The 20901-nt window shown below is 45.6% G+C and carries 18 protein-coding genes; 4 read left to right on the top strand and 14 right to left on the bottom strand.

The genetic code is table 11. From position 1 onward, the window contains the following. Positions 1-411: 411 nt before the first annotated feature. Positions 412-1413, top strand: coding sequence for a GNAT family N-acetyltransferase (locus HU147_RS15990; RefSeq protein ID WP_224077151.1), 1002 nt, complete (start codon positions 412-414; stop codon positions 1411-1413). Between the two features lie 78 nt (positions 1414-1491). Here HU147_RS15990 and HU147_RS15985 read toward each other — a convergent pair whose 3' ends face one another. From HU147_RS15985 to HU147_RS15965, 5 genes are all read right to left on the bottom strand, one after another. After that, entirely contained in the window at positions 1492-1926 is a 435-nt protein-coding gene (locus tag HU147_RS15985; protein ID WP_224077150.1) for an Hsp20/alpha crystallin family protein, read from the bottom strand. Between the two features lie 118 nt (positions 1927-2044). Next, the gene (locus HU147_RS15980; RefSeq protein WP_224077149.1) at positions 2045-2521 is read right to left on the bottom strand and encodes a DinB family protein; all 477 of its coding nucleotides are present in this window, start codon (positions 2519-2521) and stop codon (positions 2045-2047) included. A 143-nt stretch (positions 2522-2664) separates the two neighbouring features. After that, entirely contained in the window at positions 2665-4218 is a 1554-nt protein-coding gene (locus HU147_RS15975) for a dihydrolipoamide acetyltransferase family protein (RefSeq protein ID WP_224077148.1), read from the bottom strand. A gap of 16 nt (positions 4219-4234) precedes the next feature. Next, positions 4235-5257 carry an alpha-ketoacid dehydrogenase subunit beta gene (locus HU147_RS15970; RefSeq protein WP_224077147.1) on the bottom strand — a complete coding sequence of 341 codons (1023 nt, stop codon included), beginning with the start codon at positions 5255-5257 and terminating at the stop codon, positions 4235-4237. Between the two features lie 22 nt (positions 5258-5279). Beyond that, on the bottom strand, positions 5280-6239 hold the full coding sequence (locus tag HU147_RS15965) for a thiamine pyrophosphate-dependent dehydrogenase E1 component subunit alpha (RefSeq protein ID WP_224077190.1): 960 nt from the start codon (positions 6237-6239) through the stop codon (positions 5280-5282). A gap of 554 nt (positions 6240-6793) precedes the next feature. On the opposite strand from HU147_RS15965, the gene HU147_RS15960 reads away from it, so the two are divergent. Beyond that, on the top strand, positions 6794-7897 hold the full coding sequence (locus tag HU147_RS15960; protein ID WP_263427894.1) for a CapA family protein: 1104 nt from the start codon (positions 6794-6796) through the stop codon (positions 7895-7897). 57 nt (positions 7898-7954) lie between these two features. Here HU147_RS15960 and HU147_RS15955 read toward each other — a convergent pair whose 3' ends face one another. The 7 genes from HU147_RS15955 to HU147_RS15925 all read right to left on the bottom strand — a co-directional run bounded on the left by HU147_RS15955 (position 7955) and on the right by HU147_RS15925 (position 15608). Continuing rightward, positions 7955-8143 (bottom strand): hypothetical protein, encoded by a 189-nt coding sequence (locus HU147_RS15955; protein ID WP_224077145.1) that lies wholly within the window; start codon positions 8141-8143, stop codon positions 7955-7957. Between the two features lie 149 nt (positions 8144-8292). After that, positions 8293-10584 carry a glycoside hydrolase family 65 protein gene (locus tag HU147_RS15950; RefSeq protein WP_224077144.1) on the bottom strand — a complete coding sequence of 764 codons (2292 nt, stop codon included), beginning with the start codon at positions 10582-10584 and terminating at the stop codon, positions 8293-8295. Between the two features lie 50 nt (positions 10585-10634). Then, positions 10635-11327 (bottom strand): beta-phosphoglucomutase, encoded by a 693-nt coding sequence (gene pgmB / locus HU147_RS15945; protein WP_224077189.1) that lies wholly within the window; start codon positions 11325-11327, stop codon positions 10635-10637. A gap of 39 nt (positions 11328-11366) precedes the next feature. Next, complete coding sequence (locus HU147_RS15940; RefSeq protein WP_224077143.1) at positions 11367-12059, bottom strand: YesL family protein; 693 nt, start codon at positions 12057-12059, stop codon at positions 11367-11369. Between the two features lie 19 nt (positions 12060-12078). Next, entirely contained in the window at positions 12079-12915 is an 837-nt protein-coding gene (locus HU147_RS15935; RefSeq protein ID WP_224077142.1) for a carbohydrate ABC transporter permease, read from the bottom strand. After that, entirely contained in the window at positions 12915-13790 is an 876-nt protein-coding gene (locus HU147_RS15930; RefSeq protein WP_224077141.1) for a carbohydrate ABC transporter permease, read from the bottom strand. The genes HU147_RS15935 and HU147_RS15930 overlap by 1 nt, the downstream gene beginning before the upstream one ends. A gap of 561 nt (positions 13791-14351) precedes the next feature. Then, complete coding sequence (locus HU147_RS15925) at positions 14352-15608, bottom strand: ABC transporter substrate-binding protein (protein ID WP_224077140.1); 1257 nt, start codon at positions 15606-15608, stop codon at positions 14352-14354. A gap of 447 nt (positions 15609-16055) precedes the next feature. On the opposite strand from HU147_RS15925, the gene HU147_RS15920 reads away from it, so the two are divergent. Then, positions 16056-16880, top strand: a complete 825-nt coding sequence (locus HU147_RS15920) for an STAS domain-containing protein (protein ID WP_224077139.1) — start codon at positions 16056-16058, stop codon at positions 16878-16880. 35 nt (positions 16881-16915) lie between these two features. Beyond that, entirely contained in the window at positions 16916-18133 is a 1218-nt protein-coding gene (locus HU147_RS15915; protein WP_224077138.1) for an EAL domain-containing protein, read from the top strand. 67 nt (positions 18134-18200) lie between these two features. On the opposite strand, the gene HU147_RS15910 is transcribed toward HU147_RS15915, so the two are convergent. Then, complete coding sequence (locus HU147_RS15910) at positions 18201-19325, bottom strand: zinc-dependent alcohol dehydrogenase family protein (RefSeq protein ID WP_224077137.1); 1125 nt, start codon at positions 19323-19325, stop codon at positions 18201-18203. 55 nt (positions 19326-19380) lie between these two features. Then, complete coding sequence (locus HU147_RS15905) at positions 19381-20829, bottom strand: aldehyde dehydrogenase family protein (RefSeq protein ID WP_224077136.1); 1449 nt, start codon at positions 20827-20829, stop codon at positions 19381-19383. Between the last annotated feature and the right edge of the window lie 72 nt (positions 20830-20901).

Genomic DNA, 20901 nt, shown 5'->3' with positions numbered 1-20901 from the left:
AAAAAGAAAGTAATCAATGACTGGATTTTCAGCATATTCTCCTACTAGTAAGTCATCAGTAGGATAAATTATTTTATTGCCTATATAAATAGTAACGCATAAACTCCCCCTTGTGTCAGAAAATTTACAATTATAAATTCATTTGATTATAAAAACATACTTTTATTCATATTTTTACCAAAAGTCAATATATAAATTAGAAAGTAAAGAAAAGGCTTGGCAATGAATTGAAAAAATAATTGAATAAACATTGTTCAAATTCATGAGTAATTAGTTTTGTTATCCTGACTATATAATAAATCGTAATCCATTTTACTTATATATTTCCCTAGTTAATTTCCAATTCAACCTGTATAATATCAGTTAACAGAATTTTAAAATAACTAAAAAGAAAAACTGAGGTGGAAGCGAATGCCAGATCTTTATTTCCAAGAAAATTATGGCCGTTTGTATGAAGAAGTGGAGAAAGGAAAATGTGAAAACTTTTCGTTTCGGCATCCTTTGGGAACCGTAGACCATTTATTCATCAAACGGCAAATCCCTTTCCAGATTTCAGGGCAGACATACTATGATTTGGTGACTCCTTACGGCTATGGAGGCCCGTTAATGACCGGATGCCTGGAAAAAGATAAGCAGCAACTCGCACATGATTTTAAAGTGGCCTTTCAGCAGCACTGTGAGCAAAATCAGATTGTCAGTGAGTTTATCCGCTTTCACCCGATTATCAATAATGCAAAAGATTTTGCCGCCTGCTATGATGTGGTTCATTTGCGCAATACAGTGGGCACTAATTTGAAAGATTATGATGATCCGGTACAGCATGAGTATTCCAAATCAAAACGGAAATCCATCCGGCAGGCTTTGGAAGCTGGCGTAACATTTACGGTCCAAAATCCGCCTTCTGACCTGGAAGCCTTTAAAAAAATCTATTATTGTACGATGGAGGCAAACGAGGCACATCAGTTTTATTTTTTTGGAGATGCCTATTTCGAGAAACTCCTGACCTACTTTGGGCAAAACCTGTTGCTGGTGGAAGTAAGCTACGAAGGTCGGATAATCGGAATGTCATTAAACTTCCTTTATGAAAAGACCGTACATATTCACTTATCCGGGACAATGCGGGAGTTTAACTATTTGTCTCCTGCATTCATAATGCGTTATGCTCTTGCGGTCTGGGGGAAAGAGAACGGCGTGGAATTGATTCATGAAGGCGGCGGCCGGACAAATGCACCAGACGACTCTCTTTATCTCTTTAAAAAGCAATTTGGCAAAAATACTTCGTTCAGTTTTTACGTGGCACGGCAAATATGGAACGAATCTGTTTATCACCAGCTTTGTGAAGCAATGGGAACTCCCATGGATTCTGATTACTTTCCTACCTACCGATCTGCCTTATCCTTTGAATTCAACTAATTGCCTGCAAACAATACCGGAACAGCAAAAGGCAGTTTGGAGTATCCATCCAAACTGCCTTTTAAATTCACCCTTTTTCTATTCAATGGGAATACGATGTCCTTGATGATCGTTATGCAAATTCGGCGCTTTTGGTATGCTCAGCGTCAAAACCCCGTTTTGAAAAGTGGCCGCTACTTGGTCTTCTTCAATTTCTCCAATATAGAAACTGCGGCGGAATGAGCCATATGTCCGTTCTTTGCGGATATAGCGCCCTTCCTGTTCTTCCGACTCGCTTTTCCGTTCTTTTGTACCCCTGATTTCCAAGTAGCCGTCCCGGTATTCCACCTCAACATTGTCTTTCGAGAAACCAGGCAAGTCCACTTCCAGTTCATAACGGTTTTCTTTTTCCTGGATGTCCACTTGAGGATAGTGAGTCTCCCCAAAAAACTTATTGAATACGTCTGTTTCTACCGTACTATCAAAGAGGCTGGGGAAAAACTCGTTTCGTCTTTTTGGTCTGAGTTTAGCCATGACACTCTTCTCCTTTTGTAGTTTTAAGATCACTTGCTGCCTTCTTGAACAGGAATTTTCAGTTCAGATCCGTATGAAGCTGATTTCCCACCTCCAATTTACTGCCCATTATTTCCTCTTACCAGGTATCGCCTCCGGAGGGCGGCGGCCATGCACCAATCATCCGGCGTACCAAGACCACTTGACCGGCATGATAGCTATTGTGATTGATAATGACCATGAGCAAATCAGCACGTGTTCTTCTTTTCCCTCCAAAGCCTTCTTCCGAAAAATCTTTTGCCGATTCTTGTTCGGCTTGCTGCAAGCCGGCTGAAAACCGCTCAACTTCCCTTACCCAGTCCTGCTCACTTGCTGGCATTGGATCTTCCGGCCAGGTTTCTGCCGCATGTTCCGGATTTCTCGGCGCTTCGCCTTTTAAGTAGGCCAGCATAAAGTCTTGCCAGTAATTCATATGCCACAACAGCTGCCAGACTGAATGCGGACACCGTTCCGGCTTATTGCCTGCTTGTTGCCAGTCCAGCCCTTCAAAAACTGCAACCGCATCGGTATGCGCACTGGTGCCGCGGATTCCTCTTTGCAAAAATTCATTGGCCACAAATGTTCCTCCTGTTCCTGATTCCCTTGAACAAAACGAAAAAAGCTTAAACTGTTCATAATTTCCCTATTGGAAGACGGCTGATTTATGCCGGTAACCGGCCTATTTTATATAGGCGGACGCCTTTGCCATAAAACCTCTGATCAAGAACTTTTCTTTTTGCTTTTCTTTTTGCTTTTCTTTTTATCTTTCTTTTTTTCTGCCTTCTTCTCTTTTTCCATCACTTCTTCATCTTTGAAAAGCTGTTTCGGTTTTTCCAGAAGCCCAATTATGTCTCCAAGGAATTTCGCAGCCGGAGCCCCGTCGATTGCCCGGTGATCAATTGTCAAACTTAGTGGAAGCCGCTTTCTTTCCTGCACTTTGCCGTCTTTGAGCACCAGATAAGTTTCGATTGTCCCAATCCCAAGTATCGCCGCTTCCGGCGGATTGATAATTGGAGTGAAAAATTGAATACGGTATGCACCTAGGCTGGTAATGGTAAAGGTACTGCTGGAACTTTCTTCATTCGCCAATTGGCCGCTCCTCGCTTTTTCCGCGAGTTCCGCAAGGCGTTTTTGCAAATCGCCCAACGAGGCCTGATTCGCTTCTTGGAGTACGGCGACTTGGAGGCCTCGATCCGTATCGACCGCAAACCCCAGATTAATGGCATCTTGCGGAAGGATTTGCCCTTCTTTAATATAGGCATTTACGAGCGGATGATCGGCTAAAGCCTGAGCTGCAGCTTTTGCAACGACGGCTGTCCATCCCACGCCTTTTCCTAAAGCATCTTTTTTACTGTCCAATTTTGTCACATCGGCCCATGCCGTCTCGGTAAGCTGCGCGCTGTTTTGCAGGCTTTCGGTCATGCGTCTGGCAATCACTCCCCGAATACCGGAAAACGGAATGGCCCCCGTTTCCCGGCTTTTCTCCTGCGTTTCGAGTATGGCTTCCGCCTGTTCGGCCAATGCTGCACGTTCTTCTGGCGCCAGATCTTTTTCAGATGGCTCTTCACTCGGCTCCTCTTCCGTTTCTGTGCCTTCTTGCCCCCCCTCTTCCTCAGACACCTTTTCCGCTTCTGCTTCATGTGAAGCATTTTCTGCTACTGCATCTTTTTCTGTTGGAACTTCTTGTGCCGGTTCTTCTGGCGTCTTTTCTTGCTTTGAGACTTCTTCGTTCCCAGCCGGCTCCAATGCTCCGGGTTGTCCAGCCACCCGGCGAATGTCTTTTTCGGTAATTCTTCCGTTTCTTCCGGTTCCAGCTACGGATTCTAACGGGACATTCAGTTCCCGCGCCAGCTTTCGCAGCCCAGGCGCTAACCGAACTGTCTTGGCCGGTTCGGTTTGTCCGGAATCCTCTTTTTCCTGTTCCGCTTTTTCTGTTACCTTTTGTTCCTCGGGCTTTTGCTCATCTTTCGGAATTTTTGTTTCGGGTTCTATGTTTTCGACCAGTTTCTGCTCTTCCGGTTTTGTTTCCTGCGTATTTTCTGCTGGATTAATCGTGGCCAGCACCTCCCCGACTTTGGCTGATTCGCCTCTTTTATAAATAATTTCTTTAATGGTGCCACTGGCTTCCGCTTCTACTTCACTCACTTCTTTTTCTGTCTGGATTTCAAGCAGAGGGTCTCCTTTTTTTACAGCGTCTCCTTCAGAGACGAACCAGATGACCACTAAGCTTTCGTTGACATCCTCCCTTATTTTCGGCAATTTCACTTCGATCATTCGAACGCCTCCAGTTTTATTCTTCATCCATCAATGCTTTTACTTGTTCGTAGATTCTGTCCACATTCGGGATGACGAAATCCTCAAGCGGACGGCTGTAAGGAACCGGCACATCCGGATTCGCTAAACGCCGCGGCGGAGCTTCCAGATCATAAAACACTTCTTCCGCTACAATTGCGGTCACTTCAGCAGTCATACCATAGGATTTATAATCTTCATCGACCACAAATAAGCGGTGCGTTTTTTTAACCGATTGAAGAATTGTTTCTTTATCAATCGGGGCAATAGAGCGCAAGTCGATCACTTCGGCTTCAATTCCATCTTTTGCGAGCCTCTCCGCCGCTTCTACCGCATAATGGGTCATCATCTGGACTCCTACAATCGTGACATCCTTTCCTTCCCGCACGACTTTCGCTTTATCAAGCGGCACTGTATAAGCTTCTTCCGGCACATGTTCAGCAGATACATCGAGTTGTTCCATCCATCCCAAACCTTGCAGCGATTTGTGGAACATGAACAATACCGGGTTGTCGTCCCGGATAGCCGAAATCATCATGCCCTTCAAGTCATAAGGAGTGGAAGGTGCGACCACTTTCATGCCGGGCATATGGCCAAACGTCGCATAAAGCGTTTGCGAATGCTGCGCAGCGTCGTTGTAGCCTCCCCCGACTGCTGTCATAAGCACCATCGGCAACCGGACATTGCCGCCGGACATATACGGGATTTTCGCCATATGGTTGTAGATTTGATCCATACAAACGCCGAAAAAGTCGACGAACATCAATTCTGCCACCGGCCGCATGCCTTCTGCCGCCGCTCCGATTGCCGCACCAATAAAGGCTGTTTCAGAAATCGGCGTATCGAGTACCCGCTGGGCGCCGAATTTTTCAATCAGCCCTTGAGTGGATCCGAAAATGCCGCCGTAATTTCCGATGTCTTCACCAAGGACAAAGACGCTTGGGTCCCGCTCCATTTCCAGTGCTATGGCTTCTGCCATCGCTTTGTTTCCCGTTAAAATCCGTTTTTTCGCTGTTTCCATTCGGAATTTTCCCCTTTCATTATTAAGATGCAAAGACATCCTTTAATGCAGATTCGGGTTCAGGATATTCGCTGTCTCTTGCAAATTGATAAGCTTCATCCACTTTTTTCTTTGCCTGCTTTTCAATTTTCTCAATCTCTTTTTCAGAGACTTGTTCTGCTTCTAGCAGCATGGTGCGCAGTTTCAAAATCGGGTCCAATTGGCGCAGCCCAGGAACTTCCGCTTTATCGCGGTACAATTCAGGATCTCCCTGGAAATGCCCTAAATAACGATGCGTTTCAATTTCAATAATGGTAGGGCCTTGGCCCGCCCGTGCTCTTGCAACCGCTTCTTCCGAAGCTTTATACATCGCAATCGGATCGTTGTCTTTTACATACGCCCCCGAAATCCCGTATGCAGCTGCGCGGAGATCATTGGAGGCGACCGCCGTAGAAGACGCTTTTGGAACAGAGATTCCGTAAGAATTGTCTTCCACTACTACAATGAGCGGAAGGTTCCATAATGCCGCAAGGTTCAGCGATTCGTGAAATGCGCCTGCGTTCGCTGCCCCTTCTCCGATAAAGGCTACAGCTACCCAATCTCTTCCTTGCATCTTGCTGGCAAGTGCTGCGCCCACGGCATGCGGAATGCCCGCAGCGACGATTCCGCCACAAGAAAATTTGACGTCTGGATCAAACAAATGCATATGGCCGCCTTTGCCTTTTCCAAGCCCTGTTTCCTTGCCAAAAATTTCGGCTGTCATTTTCTTCAGGTCGACGCCTTTGGCAATGGCATGGTGATGCGGACGATGCGGCGCGGTTACCGTATCGTCTTTTGTTAAATGCACACAGATTCCAACAGCAGCTGGTTCCTGCCCGGTTGACAAGTGCATTTCGCCTGGAACCGGTCCTGCTCCAATGTTAAAAACCGGTGCCTTTCCTTCGGTATAAACATCCACCATTTGATCTTCGTAATACCGGCTTTTTACCATATGTTCATACATCCACTTCAGCTTTTCCACAGACACGGCAGGCTGTTTTTCCTCAAAAGTAGCCAAGATTTTCCCTCCTTCTTGAAATAATGAGCTTTGCAAGCGATGCTTGAAACGTAAAAAGTATGTCTATATTCATACTATATTTTTTCTGTTAATTGTCAATATTCCGTTAATTTGTCGCGTACTTGGATTTGAGTTACAGATTCAGCTGGCACTCCCAAAAGAAGTTTATGCATTTGTCGGACAGCCTTTAACACATATTCAATTTTTCTCATACAAAATCATACTGCTTCACCAGGAAGTAATTAGCTTCACGATTGATCAGCAATAAAGGATTTTAAATCTCTACGAGTACTTTTTTAGCTTTTAAGCACGAGTTGAAGGCAAAGTTCCCCCTGACTTGCAGGCGCTACAAAAAGACTATATATAACTGTTTATTTATAGTACTATATCATTGAATACGTGAGTCTTTCGAATTGCGGGATTGCGATAATTTATATTAAATTTTAGGGGTGTACACGGTGAAAACGAAACACAATTTGCTAACTTTGCTTCTGATTTTGATGTGTTTGTTTTTGGCCGGCTGCTTCTCCAAATCGAACAATGCTGCGCCGGTACTGGAAGTTGAAGAATTTGAAGCACGAAGTATTCCTGTTGCTATCATTCCGCCAAAACTCATAAAGACTTCTACCGCTTCCTTGTCGGCCGTCGGCGATGTTTTGATTCATGAACGAGTTTACTTAGATGCAAAAACGGAAAGCGGCTTCGATTTCACACCTATGCTGGATGAAGTGAAACCTTTTCTAGAAGCAGCGGATATTACGGTCGCCAATTCCGAAAGCATTGTAGGCGGGAGCACAATCGGACTTTCCACATATCCGTCTTTCAACAGCCCTTTTGAAGTGGCCGACGCGTTGAAAGATGCTGGAATCGATGTCGTATCCATGGCGAACAATCATACACTCGACAGAGGAGAAAAAGCGATTTTGAGCGCCATCAATTACTGGGACCAACTTGGGATCCGACATGCAGGCGCCCATGCGTCGGAAGCAGAACAAAACGAACTCACAACGCTGACAAAAAACGGCATCACGTTTTCTTTTCTTTCTTATACGTATGGCACAAATGGCATCCCGACGCCAAGCGGCAAAGACTATTTGCTTAACCGGATCGATAAAGAAACTATGCAGCGAGAGTTGGCAAAAGCCAAGTCGGCTTCCGATGTGGTCGTATTGAGTCTGCATTTTGGAAACGAATACGAAACAATGCCGACTGAGGAGCAAACAGAACTCGCCCATTTTGCCGCGGAACAAGGTGCCGACTTGATTTTAGGGCATCATCCTCATGTTCTGCAGCCTGTAGAATGGATTGAAACCACCGATGGCAGAAAAAGTTTTGTCATTTATTCGTTAGGCAACTTTTTATCGGGACAGGAAGGCTTGCAAAAGCAGATTGGCGGCATCCTTCACATTCAAGCAGTCAAAACGATAGATGCTGGGTCGGTCAAGATTGCATTGGAAAACCCTACTTTCACCCCTACATTCGTGGAAAGTGAAAACCAAAAAAATTACAATGTCACTCTTTTAAAAAACGCGCACCCTGAAGCAAATCAATCCATTAAACAGCATCTGTCCAAATGGGCCAAAGACCTGTCATTTGATGAATAAGTTAAAAGAGCGCCGCCTTCACTTTCCAGAGTGAAGGCGGCGCTCTTTTTCTCTTCTTTAGACCTTAATGCGTTTTTGTTCCATCGCAACTCCTGCAGCCGAGCCGATGGCAATGCCAAATCCAATTCCCACGGCCAGATTGCCAAAAACCAGCCCTAAAATAGCGCCGATGATCACCCCTAATATAATCCCGATTGCTATAAACGGTGTTTTGTCGTCTGACTCGTTTTTGCGGTTTGCTGCCATAAGTCTCACCCTTTCCATTCTGCATGAAATTCGGACCAAAGCCTTCCGAAACTTCAATAGATGTCTGAAGCAAATAACTTGTGCTAATGGCTGGCTAAAGCTGTAGTCTCAGAAAGGACGAAACATAATATAGAAGTGGTTTTTTCTGCTTAATGGTGTTTTGCCGATTCCCTAATTGCCACTTCTTTTCCAAGTTCAAGGTGGATGGGCTTTCCGTCTTGGTAAACTGTTACAGGTTCTCCTTCGACCAAAAGATACTTCACCGCATTTCGTTCTACGCGCAAGAAAATCAATCGGCTCCTGTACTGGAAATGAAAAGCAAAGGCATTCCACTCTGAAGGCCGTGATGGCGCAAAACTTAAGCCTTCCTCTTTTATGCGCAGACCGGCAAACCCATACACAATGGCAAGCCACGCACCGCCCATATTTGCCATATGGAGACCGTCTTTTGTGTTGCCATGGCTATTGTCCAGATCCAAACGGGCTGTCTCCTTAAAATAATGATAAGCCTTATCCTTATACCCTAATCTGGAAGCCATGATGCTAAAAATGCAATAAGACAGCGAAGAATCGTGTGTGGTAATTTGTTCATAATAGTCATATGAGTTTTTGATTGTGGCCAAGTCCTGCTCGTCTTCAAGCAGGAAGTGCGCCAAAACCGTATCGGCTTGTTTGCATACTTGATACCTATAAAGCGTAAGCGGATGATAATGCAGCAAAAGCGGAAATTTATCTTTTGGAGTATCCTCCAGATTCCAACGGGACTTTTGCAAAAAGCTATCATCCTGTGCATTGATTTTAAGGGTTTCATCAAATGGCAAATACATTTTTCCGCCGGCTTCCTGCCAAGCGGCTGCTTCTGCTTCTTTAAGTTCCAGGCGTTCTGCAAGCTCATTTAAATGCGCTTCATCTTTTTCCTGAAGCATTCGGTAAATTTTAGCGGCCCAAAGCAGGTTATACTTGGCCATCACGTTGGTGTAATAATTATTATTGACGATACATGTGTACTCGTCAGGACCGGTAACACTGTCGATTTTAAAAGCACCGCCACTCATATGGCCGGTATCAATCCATAAACGCGCAGTTTCAAACAGCACTTCTGCACCCGCTTCTTGCAAGAACGCTTCGTCTTCTGTTGCTAAATAGTACTGGATATAGCTATAAGCGATATCCGCACTGATATGGTATTGCGCCGTTCCTGCTGGAAAAAACGACGAACTTTCCGGTCCGGTGATGGTCCGCCAAGGAAACAGGGCGCCCTTTTCATGGCCAAGGACTTTCGCCCGTGCTTTTGCGCTTTCCAAAATCGAATAACGGTATTTCAGCAAGTTTTTTGCAATTTCAGGATTAGTCATCAAAAACACCGGAAACATGAAGATTTCCGTGTCCCAAAAATAATGCCCTTCATAACCTTCTCCTGACAAGCCTTTTGCCGAGATATTGCTGTGCGGATCTTTCCCGACCGATTGCAGCAGCTGAAAAAGGTTGAACCGGATGCTTTCCTGCATGTCCGCATCGCCGTCAATTTCAACATCTGAATGCAGCCAAAAACGATCCATGTATGACCGTTGTTCCACCAGCAAATCCTCAAAACTTTTGCCTTCCAGCCGCTCCTGCAGCATCCGCGCTTCTTCCACCACTTCAATCCCATGCCTCAATGTATCGGTATAGACGCTGAATTTCGTAAACTCAATCGGCCGACTGCCTTCGCAAACATAAGTTTCTTCTATGCGGCTGCCTTCAACCCGGCTGCTGTAAGCATATTTCTCAGCCTGAATATCAGTAGCTGTTGCACAAGCCACTTCAAGTTGGGTAACATAGGTCAGGCACTTCACAATGCTAAAATCTTCTTCTTTTCGAGCTTCTGTCACATGAAGCCTTTTTGCATGGCCCGAACCTACACGCGGATCACTGGCATCTACAAAGTTCGAGACGTCCCCATCCACAGCCGACACAATCCTTACTTTTCGAACACCTTCTCCCGGCTCAATCCGGATGGAAAGGGCAAATAACTCCCTTGTAATAAAAGAAGTTAAGCGCCGGAAAACGATCTTCACTTCTTTTCCTTTTGGTGATTTCCAATGGACGATACGTTCTGCAAAACCGGCGTCCATATGTAAATTCCTTTCAAAATGAATGACCTCTCCTTCAAACAAGGAAAACAATTCGTTATCCACATATATTTGGACCGTCTGGGCATCTATCACATTGAGTATTTTTTGCTGCATCACCGGAAAGCCGTATAATTTCTCCCCATACGCAATTTCCGTTTCGTCATGATAGGCGTTGATGTAGGCTCCCCGGATTGAACTGAACAGTTCCGGATAGCCTTCCTCAAAATTCCCTCTAACGCCTAAATAACCATTTCCCACTGACAAAATGCTTTCATCAAGCAAAAGGTCAGGGTTCTCCAGTCCGCATTTCGTCAATTTCCAGGTCATCGGTTTCACTCCTCAGCCGTTCCCTTTGATTGTAAAGACTATAACATCTATTAATCCGGTTCCTTCAACGCCATTTTCCGGCGATAACGCTCGACAATTTCTTTAAAATCCAATTGTGAAGTAGCTTCTACTAAATAGTCAGCATCGGAAAGCTGTGCTGCGTCCCCGACTCCGACCGAAAACATATGTGCAGCGTTGATGGCTGCAACTCCTGCAGCGGAATCTTCTATGCCGATGCACGCCGGATATTCAATCCCGAGAGCATCTGCAGCGACTGTAAACGTTTCGGGATCGGGTTTGCCCTTACTTACTTGCGACGCATCGACAATGTAATCAAAATAATGGGTCAACCCGAGCCGGTCCAATACATAATGCGCATTTTTGCTTGCGGAACCCAAGGCAATTTTAAGTCCCTGTTCTTTGTTGGCCGCCAACAATTCTTCGATGCCCGGCAGGATATTGGACGAATCAATGGTTTCGACCAATTCCAGGTACTGCTCATTTTTCCGGTTTGCCATGATTTCTTTTTCTTGATCAGATAGCTGAGCTAAAGCGGGATCCTGTTGTAGAATCAGTTCCAAAGAATCCATCCGCCCGATTCCTTTCAACTGCTCGTTGAATTCCCGGTCAATCGGTATACCGAGTTGTTGGGCAATTTTCTGCCAGGCCAAAAAATGAAATTCTGCAGTATCTGTAATTACGCCGTCTAAATCATAAATGATGGCTTTCGGATATATGCTGATAGCCCTCGCCTCCTCTTTGTCGCTGCTTTTTCTTCCTCATTAAGCCGCGATTTTTCTCTGCATTTTTAAAGCAACCCGGTAAAAGGCAAGAAAAGAAAGATATGCGCTGATCGATATGGCGAAAAGCGGCAGCAAAAATAAGAGCTTTGCAGCACTGACATAAAATATTGCCAGATTACTCGCAAGAATAAACAGACTCAATAGCGGATTCCCAATGGTGAGATAAAAAGCATTTTTCATCAATGCCCGCTGTTTCATGTCATAATGCACGCTCAGCGAAAAAAAGTTCAGCGTATAAACAAAAAGGAACAATCCAATGAATGCAAAAAGCAGGCCGAAAAGCTCGTGCTCTGCCTTTAAAAAATAGAAATCCATTAACCAGACGAGCCAGAGCCCCATTATATAAATGCCGGAGAAAAAGCTGTTCAGATAATTCGCTTTTGCATGGGACAAATAGGCTTTCGTAATGGAAGGCTGGTCTTTTTGGATAACCCACTCACGCACCGTGGCAAATAATGCGATTGTACTGGGCACCAGTACCGCTGGAAACAATCCGGCAAGCGGCAGCAAGTACCATACAAACCCTTCGGCGAATCCATTGACGTAGACACTGAACAGTACAAATAATAATGGAAGGTTTACGATAAACCATAAGATATTCGCAGCAGAAAATCGCATGAGCCATTCTGCATAAACGTATAAAGCACCCGCTATTCCCGGCATTTCGCGCATCGTTCATCACCACTTTTCTTTATTTCACTGCGCCTTCTCCTATCCCTTTGATGATGTGTTTTTGGGCCATCGCATAAAAAATGATGACGGGGATGATGGTAAGCGTTAATCCTGCCATGGCCAAATTCCATTGAATGGTGAACTCCCCAAAGAAAAAGAACGTCGACAACGGAATGGTTCTGAGAGCTGTATCAATCAGTGTTAAAGATGGCAGCAAAAAGTCATTCCATATACTGATGACATTCAGGATCATCACGGTGGCCGTAATGGGTTTCAGCATCGGGAAAATGATTCGCCAGAAGACGCCGAACTTCGAAGCTCCATCTATCGTCGCCGCTTCCTCCAACGTAATCGGGATGGACTTGATGAAGCCATGGTACAAAAATACCGAGAGGCTGGCATGGAATCCGATGTTCATGAAAATCAAGCCTCCACGGGTGTTGTACATCGGGATATTCAAATTCTCAGTGATTGCACTCATAAACTGCATCAGCGGCATCATCAAGGTCTGGAAAGGAATCAGCATCGTTGCGATGAATGTCATGAAAATGACGGTGCTCCATTTACTGTCTGTCCGCACCAGCATCCAAGCGGTCATAGAAGACAAAATGACAATCAGTATGACCGATACAATCGTGATATACAGTGAATTGCCAAGTGCGCTGAGGAAATTCATCTTTTCCATCGCTTCCAGATAGTATTGAAAACTGAAGTTATCCGGCAGCGCCAAGGCGTTGTCATAAAGTTCCTGCCGGTCTTTAAATGAATTGACGAAAATGATGTAAATTGGCGACAGGAAGAAAAGTGCGAGCAAAATGAGCAGCACGGATTTTAAAATGCCTGAAGTTTTTCTCATCACATTTCGACCTCCCGCTTTTTCGTCATGTACACTTGAGTCAATGTAATTGCAGCGACAATCAAGAAAAAGACAATGGCCTTTGCCTGCCCAAAGCCGTAATTGCTGCTGCCGAAAATTTCCTGGTAAATATTCATGGCAAAGAGTTCCGTGGCATTTGCAGGCCCTCCGCCCGTCAGCGACAAATTGACGTCGTAGATTTTAAAGGCGGACGAAAGCGTCAGGAACAGGCTGATTGTTAAAGCCGGCATAAGAAGCGGAAACGTAATTCGGGTAAAACGCTGCCATGTGCTGGCGCCGTCAATCTTTGCCGCTTCCACCACATCATTTGGAATCGCCTGGATGCCCGCAATGTAAATGATCATGATATAACCGGCCATTTGCCACGTAAAGACAAACACCAGGCCGTATAAAGCGAATTGCGGATCCACCAGCCAGTTAAAAAATACCTGGTCCAGCCCCGTCACTTCTCCAAGAAAAGAAAACACATCCACAAAGACAAATTGCCAAATATAGCCTAAAATCAATCCACCAATCAAATACGGCATGAATAACAAAGTACGTGCAGCATTCGCTGTTTGGATTCTGGAAGTAACCAACAAAGCAAAAGCCAATCCAATCACATTGATTGTAATGACGGATAGGACAGTGAACAAAGTCGTCAGCCACATTGACCGGAGAAACTGAGTGTCTCCCCATAATTCCACAAAATTATCCAGGCCGACATATACTTTCGGATTCGCTCCAATACCGTCCCATTCAAAAAACGAATAGTAAATGCCCACAAGAAACGGAATGATGACAACAATCGTAAAGATGAAAATCAATGGAAGTGTAAATAAGAGAAACCATTTAAGTTTATTTCGATTTGGCACGCCCACCCCTTCTTTCGGCGAATGATCAAGACTCGTTTAAGGAATAGTGGACACGCCAAAAGGTGTGTCCGACCTTGTAGACAAAAGAATTTTTACGTATGAGAAATGAATGAACGGACAACAGGGCGTCCCGGATCCTCCGTTTCAGCCGGACGAGTTCCGCGGGCTCGCGCCGAACTAACTCGGAACTGGCGTCCCGAGTGGATTTCGGCACTTCGCTATCCCGCAGGAGTCGCCGGCTTTCACTTCGTATCCTCAAAGTGAAGGCTATCCAAAGGTGTCGCTTTTCCTCTTTGGAATATCTATTTAGGCTACAATCCGATTCACATTCACGATCGAATCAAAGAGAGACGCCCCAACCGGTCCGGCCACGGAGACTCCTGTGGGACCAGCGAAAGCTGAAGACCCCGCAGGTGCGAAGCGGCGAGGAGGCTGAAGCTGAGCCCACGGAAAGCGAAGTGTCCGGTCCGGTTGGTTTTCTGCATTGCTATTCATTTCATTTACACTTTGTATACAGTCTGGACACGCCAAGAGGCGTGTCCAGATTCACTTCTATTTGATTTACTGGGCGCCTTTCCATGCTTCGTCCATACCCGCAATGAATTCTTCACCCGTCATGTCTTCTGAGAAGAATTGCTGCGCCAGTGGAGTCAAATCATTCGGCACAATATTCGCCGGATAGTAATTGATGGCCCATGGAATGGTTTCGCCGCTGTTGCTGGCATCAAGAACCGCTTGTGACAATGGGTCCAATTCGCCTGCATCGATATTGGTCAAAGCCGGCACAAAGCCGAACTCTTCCACAATATAGCGGTGCCCCGTCTCGCTCGTAGACATCCAGTTTAGGAAGTCGTTCGCGGCTTTGATCTCGCCTTCTTCTTTTTTGCTGTTGATCACCCAGTTATTGCCGACGCCAACCGCCAATTTGTCATTGCCCATCAGCGGAAACGGCATCATACCGACTTCAAAATCAAATTCGAATTCGGAAAGCATGCCAAATGCCCAGTTTCCTTGATGGATCATAGCTGTTTTCCCTGAAGCAAAGTCACCGACTTCCTGGTCATAGGTGATGCTGAGGGGATTCGGTGTATTCGCTTTGATCGCTTCCATAAACTTGCCGAATTCCTGGAATTCCGGCGTTTCTGCCATCGTCACTTCTCCCGCATTCAAGCGGTCAATAAAGTCAAAATGGTCTTCTTGCAAGGCAAATGGATAGTTGCTTGGATGGCCAATCAGGAAATAGGCGTCCTGTGCCAACCCGAAGCCGTTGATGCCTTCTCCTTTGAATTTCTCAAGCGCGCTGACAAACGATGCATAATCCGTTATATCTTCCGGTTGTACCAGATCTTTGTTGTAGACGATTCCAAATCCTTCGACGCCATAAGGCACGCCGACTATTTTGTCATCCACTTTCAGTTCCATATCGGGTGCAATGTGCTTTACATATTCTTCATTGCTTAAATCATAGGCATAGGACTTTAATTGCTCCGCTTCTGTTTCGTTTTGAAGTGTAAAGATGGAAGGCCCTTGGTTGCTGTTCAAGCGGATCTGCAATTGCTGCAGATAATCGTCGCCTGTCGTCCCCAACACTTCCACTTCAACTCCCGTTTCTTCCGTGTATTCTTTGGCCATTGCAGCCAGCTGGTCAGAGATTTCCACTTTTCGGTTGAAAACCGTGATTTTTTGGCTTCCTGAGTCTCCGGAGCCGCCAGATTCTCCGCCGCTTTCTTCGCTTCCTCCATCACCGCCGCAAGCTGCCAAAATGAATACGATGAATGCCAATAACAGAACTTTCCACACGTTTTTTTGGTTCCTCATGCAAATTCCCCCTTTTTTAAAAGTTTGAATTGCTATAGTGAACAAAACAGGAAACCTGCTTTGCTACTGCCAGAATCAAGCGAAGTGAAAATTTCTTTATGTGCAAATCCGGCTTCCTTTTTGCAGCCGAGTTTTTTCTTTGGTGAAAGAATTTTGCTCATCTATGTAAAATTTGCTATCTTTCATTAAGCACGTCTTAAGATTTAGTATAAATTTAATATTCGGAATAGTCAATATCTTCTAGTTTCTGCTAACTAATGAATATTAAATAGGAAGCTAAAGGTTTAACAGAGGAGTGGAATGGGAAAACTTCTGGGCATCTCTCCTTCTTGACTGCTGATTTAGTTAAAAATAAGCTAAGTGAATACTTAATTTCTATTTTACGCGGTTATATGATTTAATTAAGAAATACATTATTCAAATATTACATAAAAAGGAGCAAGAAAAATGGCACAAGCCCTGCAGAATTCCGAGGAATTAAAATCATTTCTTTCAGAAAACAAACAAGCCTTTGAAGAGAAATTATTGTCTGAGGCCGTTAACGTAAAAGAGAAAATCGACGAAATTTTAACTGTGGGGAATATTGACTTGGTTTCCAATGCGCATAAAGTAGTCGGTTATATCATAGATGGCAAAGAAGAGGAATTGAATCTGTTTGCCAAGCAAGAAGGGATTGCCTGGGCAACCCACTCTATTGATTTGGCTTTCAAGTTGGAATGGGTGCAGGCCATCCGCCGTACGCTTTGGACTTTTATCAATAAGTACAATCAATTATTCAAAGACCAATTGGCTCCTGACTTTTTCAAACTAGAAGAAGTTGTAAACAACGGTGTGGACAAATTCTTGAATACGTTTTTCATCAGTTATTCCACCTATAAAGATTCGTTGATTCTGGCTCACCGTCAGCTGGTTGAAAACTTGTCCGTTCCGATCATTCCAATCAATGCTTCCGTTTGCATCCTGCCTTTGATCGGTGCAGTCGACTCGTTCCGGACGAACATCCTGGAAGAAAAAGTGTTGACGGAAATCGGCAGATCCCGCATCCAAACATTGATCATCGATTTATCAGGCATCGCAGATATGGAAGTTGAAGTTATTCATCACTTAATGAAAATTATCGACGGCACGGCTATGATGGGCTGCAAATCAGTCATTACGGGATTAAGAGCAGAAGTTGTCAGAAAAATGATCCATCTGGATTTAACATTCGATCAAAAAACGCAAACGCTTGGCACTCTTCAACAAGCGCTGAAAGAGCATTTAATTGCATAAGCTTTAGCATAAAGCTCCCGTAAGGAGGCGGACTTTTGGATCCTTTAGACATTCTTGAAAACCTTGACCAGGTAAAACCTGCCTTTCAACCGATTGTTAGTGCAGTGAAGCATACCATTATCGGCTATGAAATTTTCGGCCGTTACCAATCCGGCAGCGAATGGGTCAGCCTGGCAGACTTTTTCCACGATGCCGATGTGCCTGATGAATACAAAGTTGAAGTTGACCACCATCTTCTGCAGCTGGCCATCACCGAAATGATTCAATCAGGCGCTGCCGGATCTTTGTTTATCAACCGAAATGCCAAACAACTGTTAATCAACGGCGGCGAAGATTTTTTGCATACTTTGCTGGAATTTGAAAAACAAGGATTCGCCATGAACCGATTGGTGCTGGAAATCACCGAACATGATTTCGACGAACGATTCGATGTGCTGAATCATTTGCTGCTTTATTATAAAACCTACGGCATCCAGATTGCCGTCGATCATGTCGGGGCCAAGAGCTCGAACATCGATCGGATACGCCAACTCAAACCGCATATTCTGAAAATCGATACAGGCATTATTCGCCAGAGCAGCCCTGATGTTTTTCAGGACATTCTTTATTCCTTATCGCTGCTTGCTCGCCGAATTGGCGCGAAGCTTTCTTACGAGAATATAGAAGACGATCATCAGCTGTACTTCGCCTGGAAAAACGGCGGACATTATTACCAGGGCTTCCATTTAGCAAAGCCTTCTTTTACGCCTTTGCCTGATGACTCCCTCTTGATCAATGTCGGCGAAAAAGTGCTCGGTTTTATCCAAAGGGAAAAATCACTGGTTAAAGAACGCTTGGCTTTTGCTTTAGCCTGCGAAGATAAGATGAAAAAAATGTCGGCGAAATGGCAAGGTCCGGAAACAGCCGATGCATTTATTGCTTCCGTAACTGAAGCGTTCGATGAAGAAAGTTTCCGCATCTATGTCTGCAACAGCGATGGCCAGCAAATATCTTCAAACTTCAGGAAACAGGATGGCAGCTGGACGATGGAAACGGATCAAAAAGGTTCGCACTGGGCATTCCGCCCTTATTTCCTGGAAAACATCCTGCATATGCGGACATGGCATAAAGGCATTCTTTCCGATCCTTATGCCGATATCGAAACAGCTGAAATGATCCGGACGTTCAGCTTTCCGTTATCCGACAAGTACTTTTTGTTTGTGGATATCAGTTATGCATTCATTTTTGACCATGATTTTTTGCTTATTGAATAATTCCTTCCATAAAAATGAAAAAACCCGCAGGCTGTGAAATCAGTGATTTCACAGCCTGCGGGTTTTCTTAAAATTTAATGATGATGCGGGACGAATCCCCTTTTGTAAGAATGTCGAATCCCTTGTTTACTTCGTCCAAAGAAATAAAATCGGTGATCAGCTTATCGACCGGGAGCCGGTCTTCCTGGAACAAATTCATGTACCTCGGGATATCCCGGCTCGGCACGCAGCTGCCGATATACGAGCCTTTTAGCGTCCGTTCTTCCGCCGTCAAGGAAAGATACGGGAATGAAAATTTGTGTTCCGGATGCGGAAGCCCGGTTGTGACGGTAGTTCCGCCGCGCTTCGTAATAGAGTAAGCCACTTCCATCGCCGGCACCACTCCAGCTGTTTCAAACGCATAGTCCAAGCCACCGCCGGTCGCTTGGCGGATTTGTTCCACCACATCCGGATCTTTGGAATTGAACGTGTCGGTCGCGCCAAGTTCTTTTGCCTGCTTAAGCTTCGTTTCGTTAATATCAACTGCCACAATCCGGCTCGCACCTGCCGCAATGGCGCCAAGCAGCGCACTGAGCCCTACACCGCCCAGTCCGACAATCGCTACGGTGCTGCCGAGTTTTATACCGGCTGTATTCACTACGGTACCAACTCCGGTAATGACGGCACAGCCGAACAACGCCGCTTTTTCAAACGGAATGTCTTTGCTGACTTTCACGACGGAATTCCGGGAAACCACCGCATACTCGGAAAATGCCGATACGCCGACGTGGTGATTGACAACGCCTTCTGCATTGTGGAGGCGTTGTCCGCCCCCAAGCAAGGTTCCTGCTGTATTCGCGGCAGCTCCAGGCTCACATAAAGCCGGGCGCCCTTCCCTGCATGGCCCACACTGTCCGCAGCTTGGCACAAAGACGCAAGCCACATGGTCTCCGACCTCCAAGCCGACGACGCCTTCTCCGACTTCAACGATAACTCCTGCCGCTTCGTGTCCAAGTGCCATCGGCAAGGGACGCGGCCGGCTGCCGTTCATCACCGATAAATCGGAATGGCATAGGCTCGCTGCTTTTATCTGGACCAATACTTCTCCCCGCTCCGGAGAATCCAGCTCCAATTCTTCAATTTGAATCGGCTGGCTTTCTTCATACGGAGTCTGGGCTCCAATTTCACGCAATACCGCTGACTTCACCTTCATTTAATCCTCTCCCTATCTCGAATTGTTTAATCCATTCAATACGATTTTTATGAAATCAATACAGCTTGATTCCGACAAATTTCAAGTCCGTCATTTCTTCAATGGCATATTTCACGCCTTCTTTGCCGATGCCGCTGCTTTTGATGCCGCCATATGGAATATGGTCATAGCGCCGTACGGATACTTCATTGATCCAGACGCCGCCCGTCTCAATGGCATCCGCCATGCGCATCGCCCGGTTGATGTCGGCGGTAAAGACGCCGGCATGCAAGCCGAAGTCCGTATTGTTGGCATGGGCCACCACTTCTTCTTCGGTCGAAAACGGCATGACGCTGACAATCGGCGCGAACACTTCCACACAGACGACTTTCATGTCAGATGTGACATTGCTGATAACGGTAGGCTCGAGCATCGATCCTTTTCGGCTTCCGCCGGTCAGGATGGCAGCCCCCTGATCTTCGGCTTCTTTTACCCAGGACTCCGCACGCTCTGCAGCTTCTTCCGTAATCATCGGGCCCATATCGGTAGATTCTTCCAGCGGATCTCCTGTTTTCAGCGCACTTACTTTTTCAACAAGCTTATCCAGGAAATTTTCATAAATCGTTTCGTGGACATAAATCCGCTGTGCGGAAACACAGGCCTGTCCGGCGTATGTATAGCCGCCGAGCACAATTGCATTGACCGCGACCTCGACATCCCCATCTTCGAAAATAATATTCGGTGCATTGGACCCCAGTTCAAGCGTCACCTTTTTCCGCTTCGCCATTTCATGTATTTTCCAACCGACGGCACTGCTTCCGGTAAACGATACTTTTTTGACGTCGGGATGCGTCACCAAAGGTTCCACCAGTTCCTGACCTGGTCCCATGACAATATTTAATGCACCTTTCGGCAGTCCGGCTTCTTCCAGCAAATGATACAGCAGCACGGATGAAAACGGTGTTTTTTCAGCAGGCTTCAACACGACTGTATTCCCGACTGCTAGCGCAGGCGCTATTTTATGAAGCGCCAGGTTGAGCGGGAAATTGAACGGCGTGATGGCCGCAACCACACCTAAAGGCACCCGTTTGGCGATGCCGATTTGGTTTTCGCCTCCGATGGCGCTGTCGAGCGGAATGGTTTCACCGTATATCGCTTTTGCTCCTTCTGAAGCAAAACGCAGAACTTGGATCGCCCGCTGCACTTCGACCCGGCTTTCTTTAATCGGCTTTCCCGCTTCCAGGACAAGGGTGCGGGCGAACTCATCCACTCTTTGCTCCAATAAATCAGCGGCTTTTCGCAAAATTTCGGAACGTTTATGAGCCGGCATCTTTTTGGTCGTTTCGGTATATACCCGCTGCGCCGTATCCACTGCACGTTTCACATCTTCTGTCGTCGCACAGGATATTTTCCCGATCGCTTCATTTGTATACGGGTTAAATACTTCGAGATCTTTTCTGCCATCTTTGCTAATTTCTTCTCCATCAATAATGGAACCGAAATAATAACTTTTTACATCAATCATTCACTCGTCCTCCCTTTTCCAATTAAAGAAGACTGGCCCCTTAACAGCTGATGTCCAGGTGTCGCAGGGCCG

It is taken from the genome of Planococcus chinensis, from assembly GCF_020071995.1.
Classification (GTDB): Bacteria; Bacillota; Bacilli; order Bacillales_A; family Planococcaceae; genus Planococcus; species Planococcus chinensis_A.
The sequence above is the reverse complement of the archived record's forward strand: the minus strand, read 5'-3'. Positions and strand labels throughout refer to the sequence as shown.

Excerpts from the sequence above, each read along its gene's own strand:
- HU147_RS15990 (WP_224077151.1), top strand. The coding sequence starts at position 412 with ATGCCAGATCTTTATTTCCAAGAAAATTATGGCCGTTTGTATGAAGAA.
- HU147_RS15985 (WP_224077150.1), bottom strand. The coding sequence starts at position 1,926 with ATGGCTAAACTCAGACCAAAAAGACGAAACGAGTTTTTCCCCAGCCTC.
- HU147_RS15975 (WP_224077148.1), bottom strand. The coding sequence starts at position 4,218 with ATGATCGAAGTGAAATTGCCGAAAATAAGGGAGGATGTCAACGAAAGC.
- HU147_RS15970 (WP_224077147.1), bottom strand. The coding sequence starts at position 5,257 with ATGGAAACAGCGAAAAAACGGATTTTAACGGGAAACAAAGCGATGGCA.
- HU147_RS15965 (WP_224077190.1), bottom strand. The coding sequence starts at position 6,239 with ATGTATGAACATATGGTAAAAAGCCGGTATTACGAAGATCAAATGGTG.
- HU147_RS15960 (WP_263427894.1), top strand. The coding sequence starts at position 6,794 with ATGTGTTTGTTTTTGGCCGGCTGCTTCTCCAAATCGAACAATGCTGCG.
- HU147_RS15955 (WP_224077145.1), bottom strand. The coding sequence starts at position 8,143 with ATGGCAGCAAACCGCAAAAACGAGTCAGACGACAAAACACCGTTTATA.
- HU147_RS15950 (WP_224077144.1), bottom strand. The coding sequence starts at position 10,584 with ATGACCTGGAAATTGACGAAATGCGGACTGGAGAACCCTGACCTTTTG.
- HU147_RS15940 (WP_224077143.1), bottom strand. The coding sequence starts at position 12,059 with ATGCGCGAAATGCCGGGAATAGCGGGTGCTTTATACGTTTATGCAGAA.
- HU147_RS15935 (WP_224077142.1), bottom strand. The coding sequence starts at position 12,915 with ATGAGAAAAACTTCAGGCATTTTAAAATCCGTGCTGCTCATTTTGCTC.
- HU147_RS15925 (WP_224077140.1), bottom strand. The coding sequence starts at position 15,608 with ATGAGGAACCAAAAAAACGTGTGGAAAGTTCTGTTATTGGCATTCATC.
- HU147_RS15920 (WP_224077139.1), top strand. The coding sequence starts at position 16,056 with ATGGCACAAGCCCTGCAGAATTCCGAGGAATTAAAATCATTTCTTTCA.
- HU147_RS15910 (WP_224077137.1), bottom strand. The coding sequence starts at position 19,325 with ATGAAGGTGAAGTCAGCGGTATTGCGTGAAATTGGAGCCCAGACTCCG.
- HU147_RS15905 (WP_224077136.1), bottom strand. The coding sequence starts at position 20,829 with ATGATTGATGTAAAAAGTTATTATTTCGGTTCCATTATTGATGGAGAA.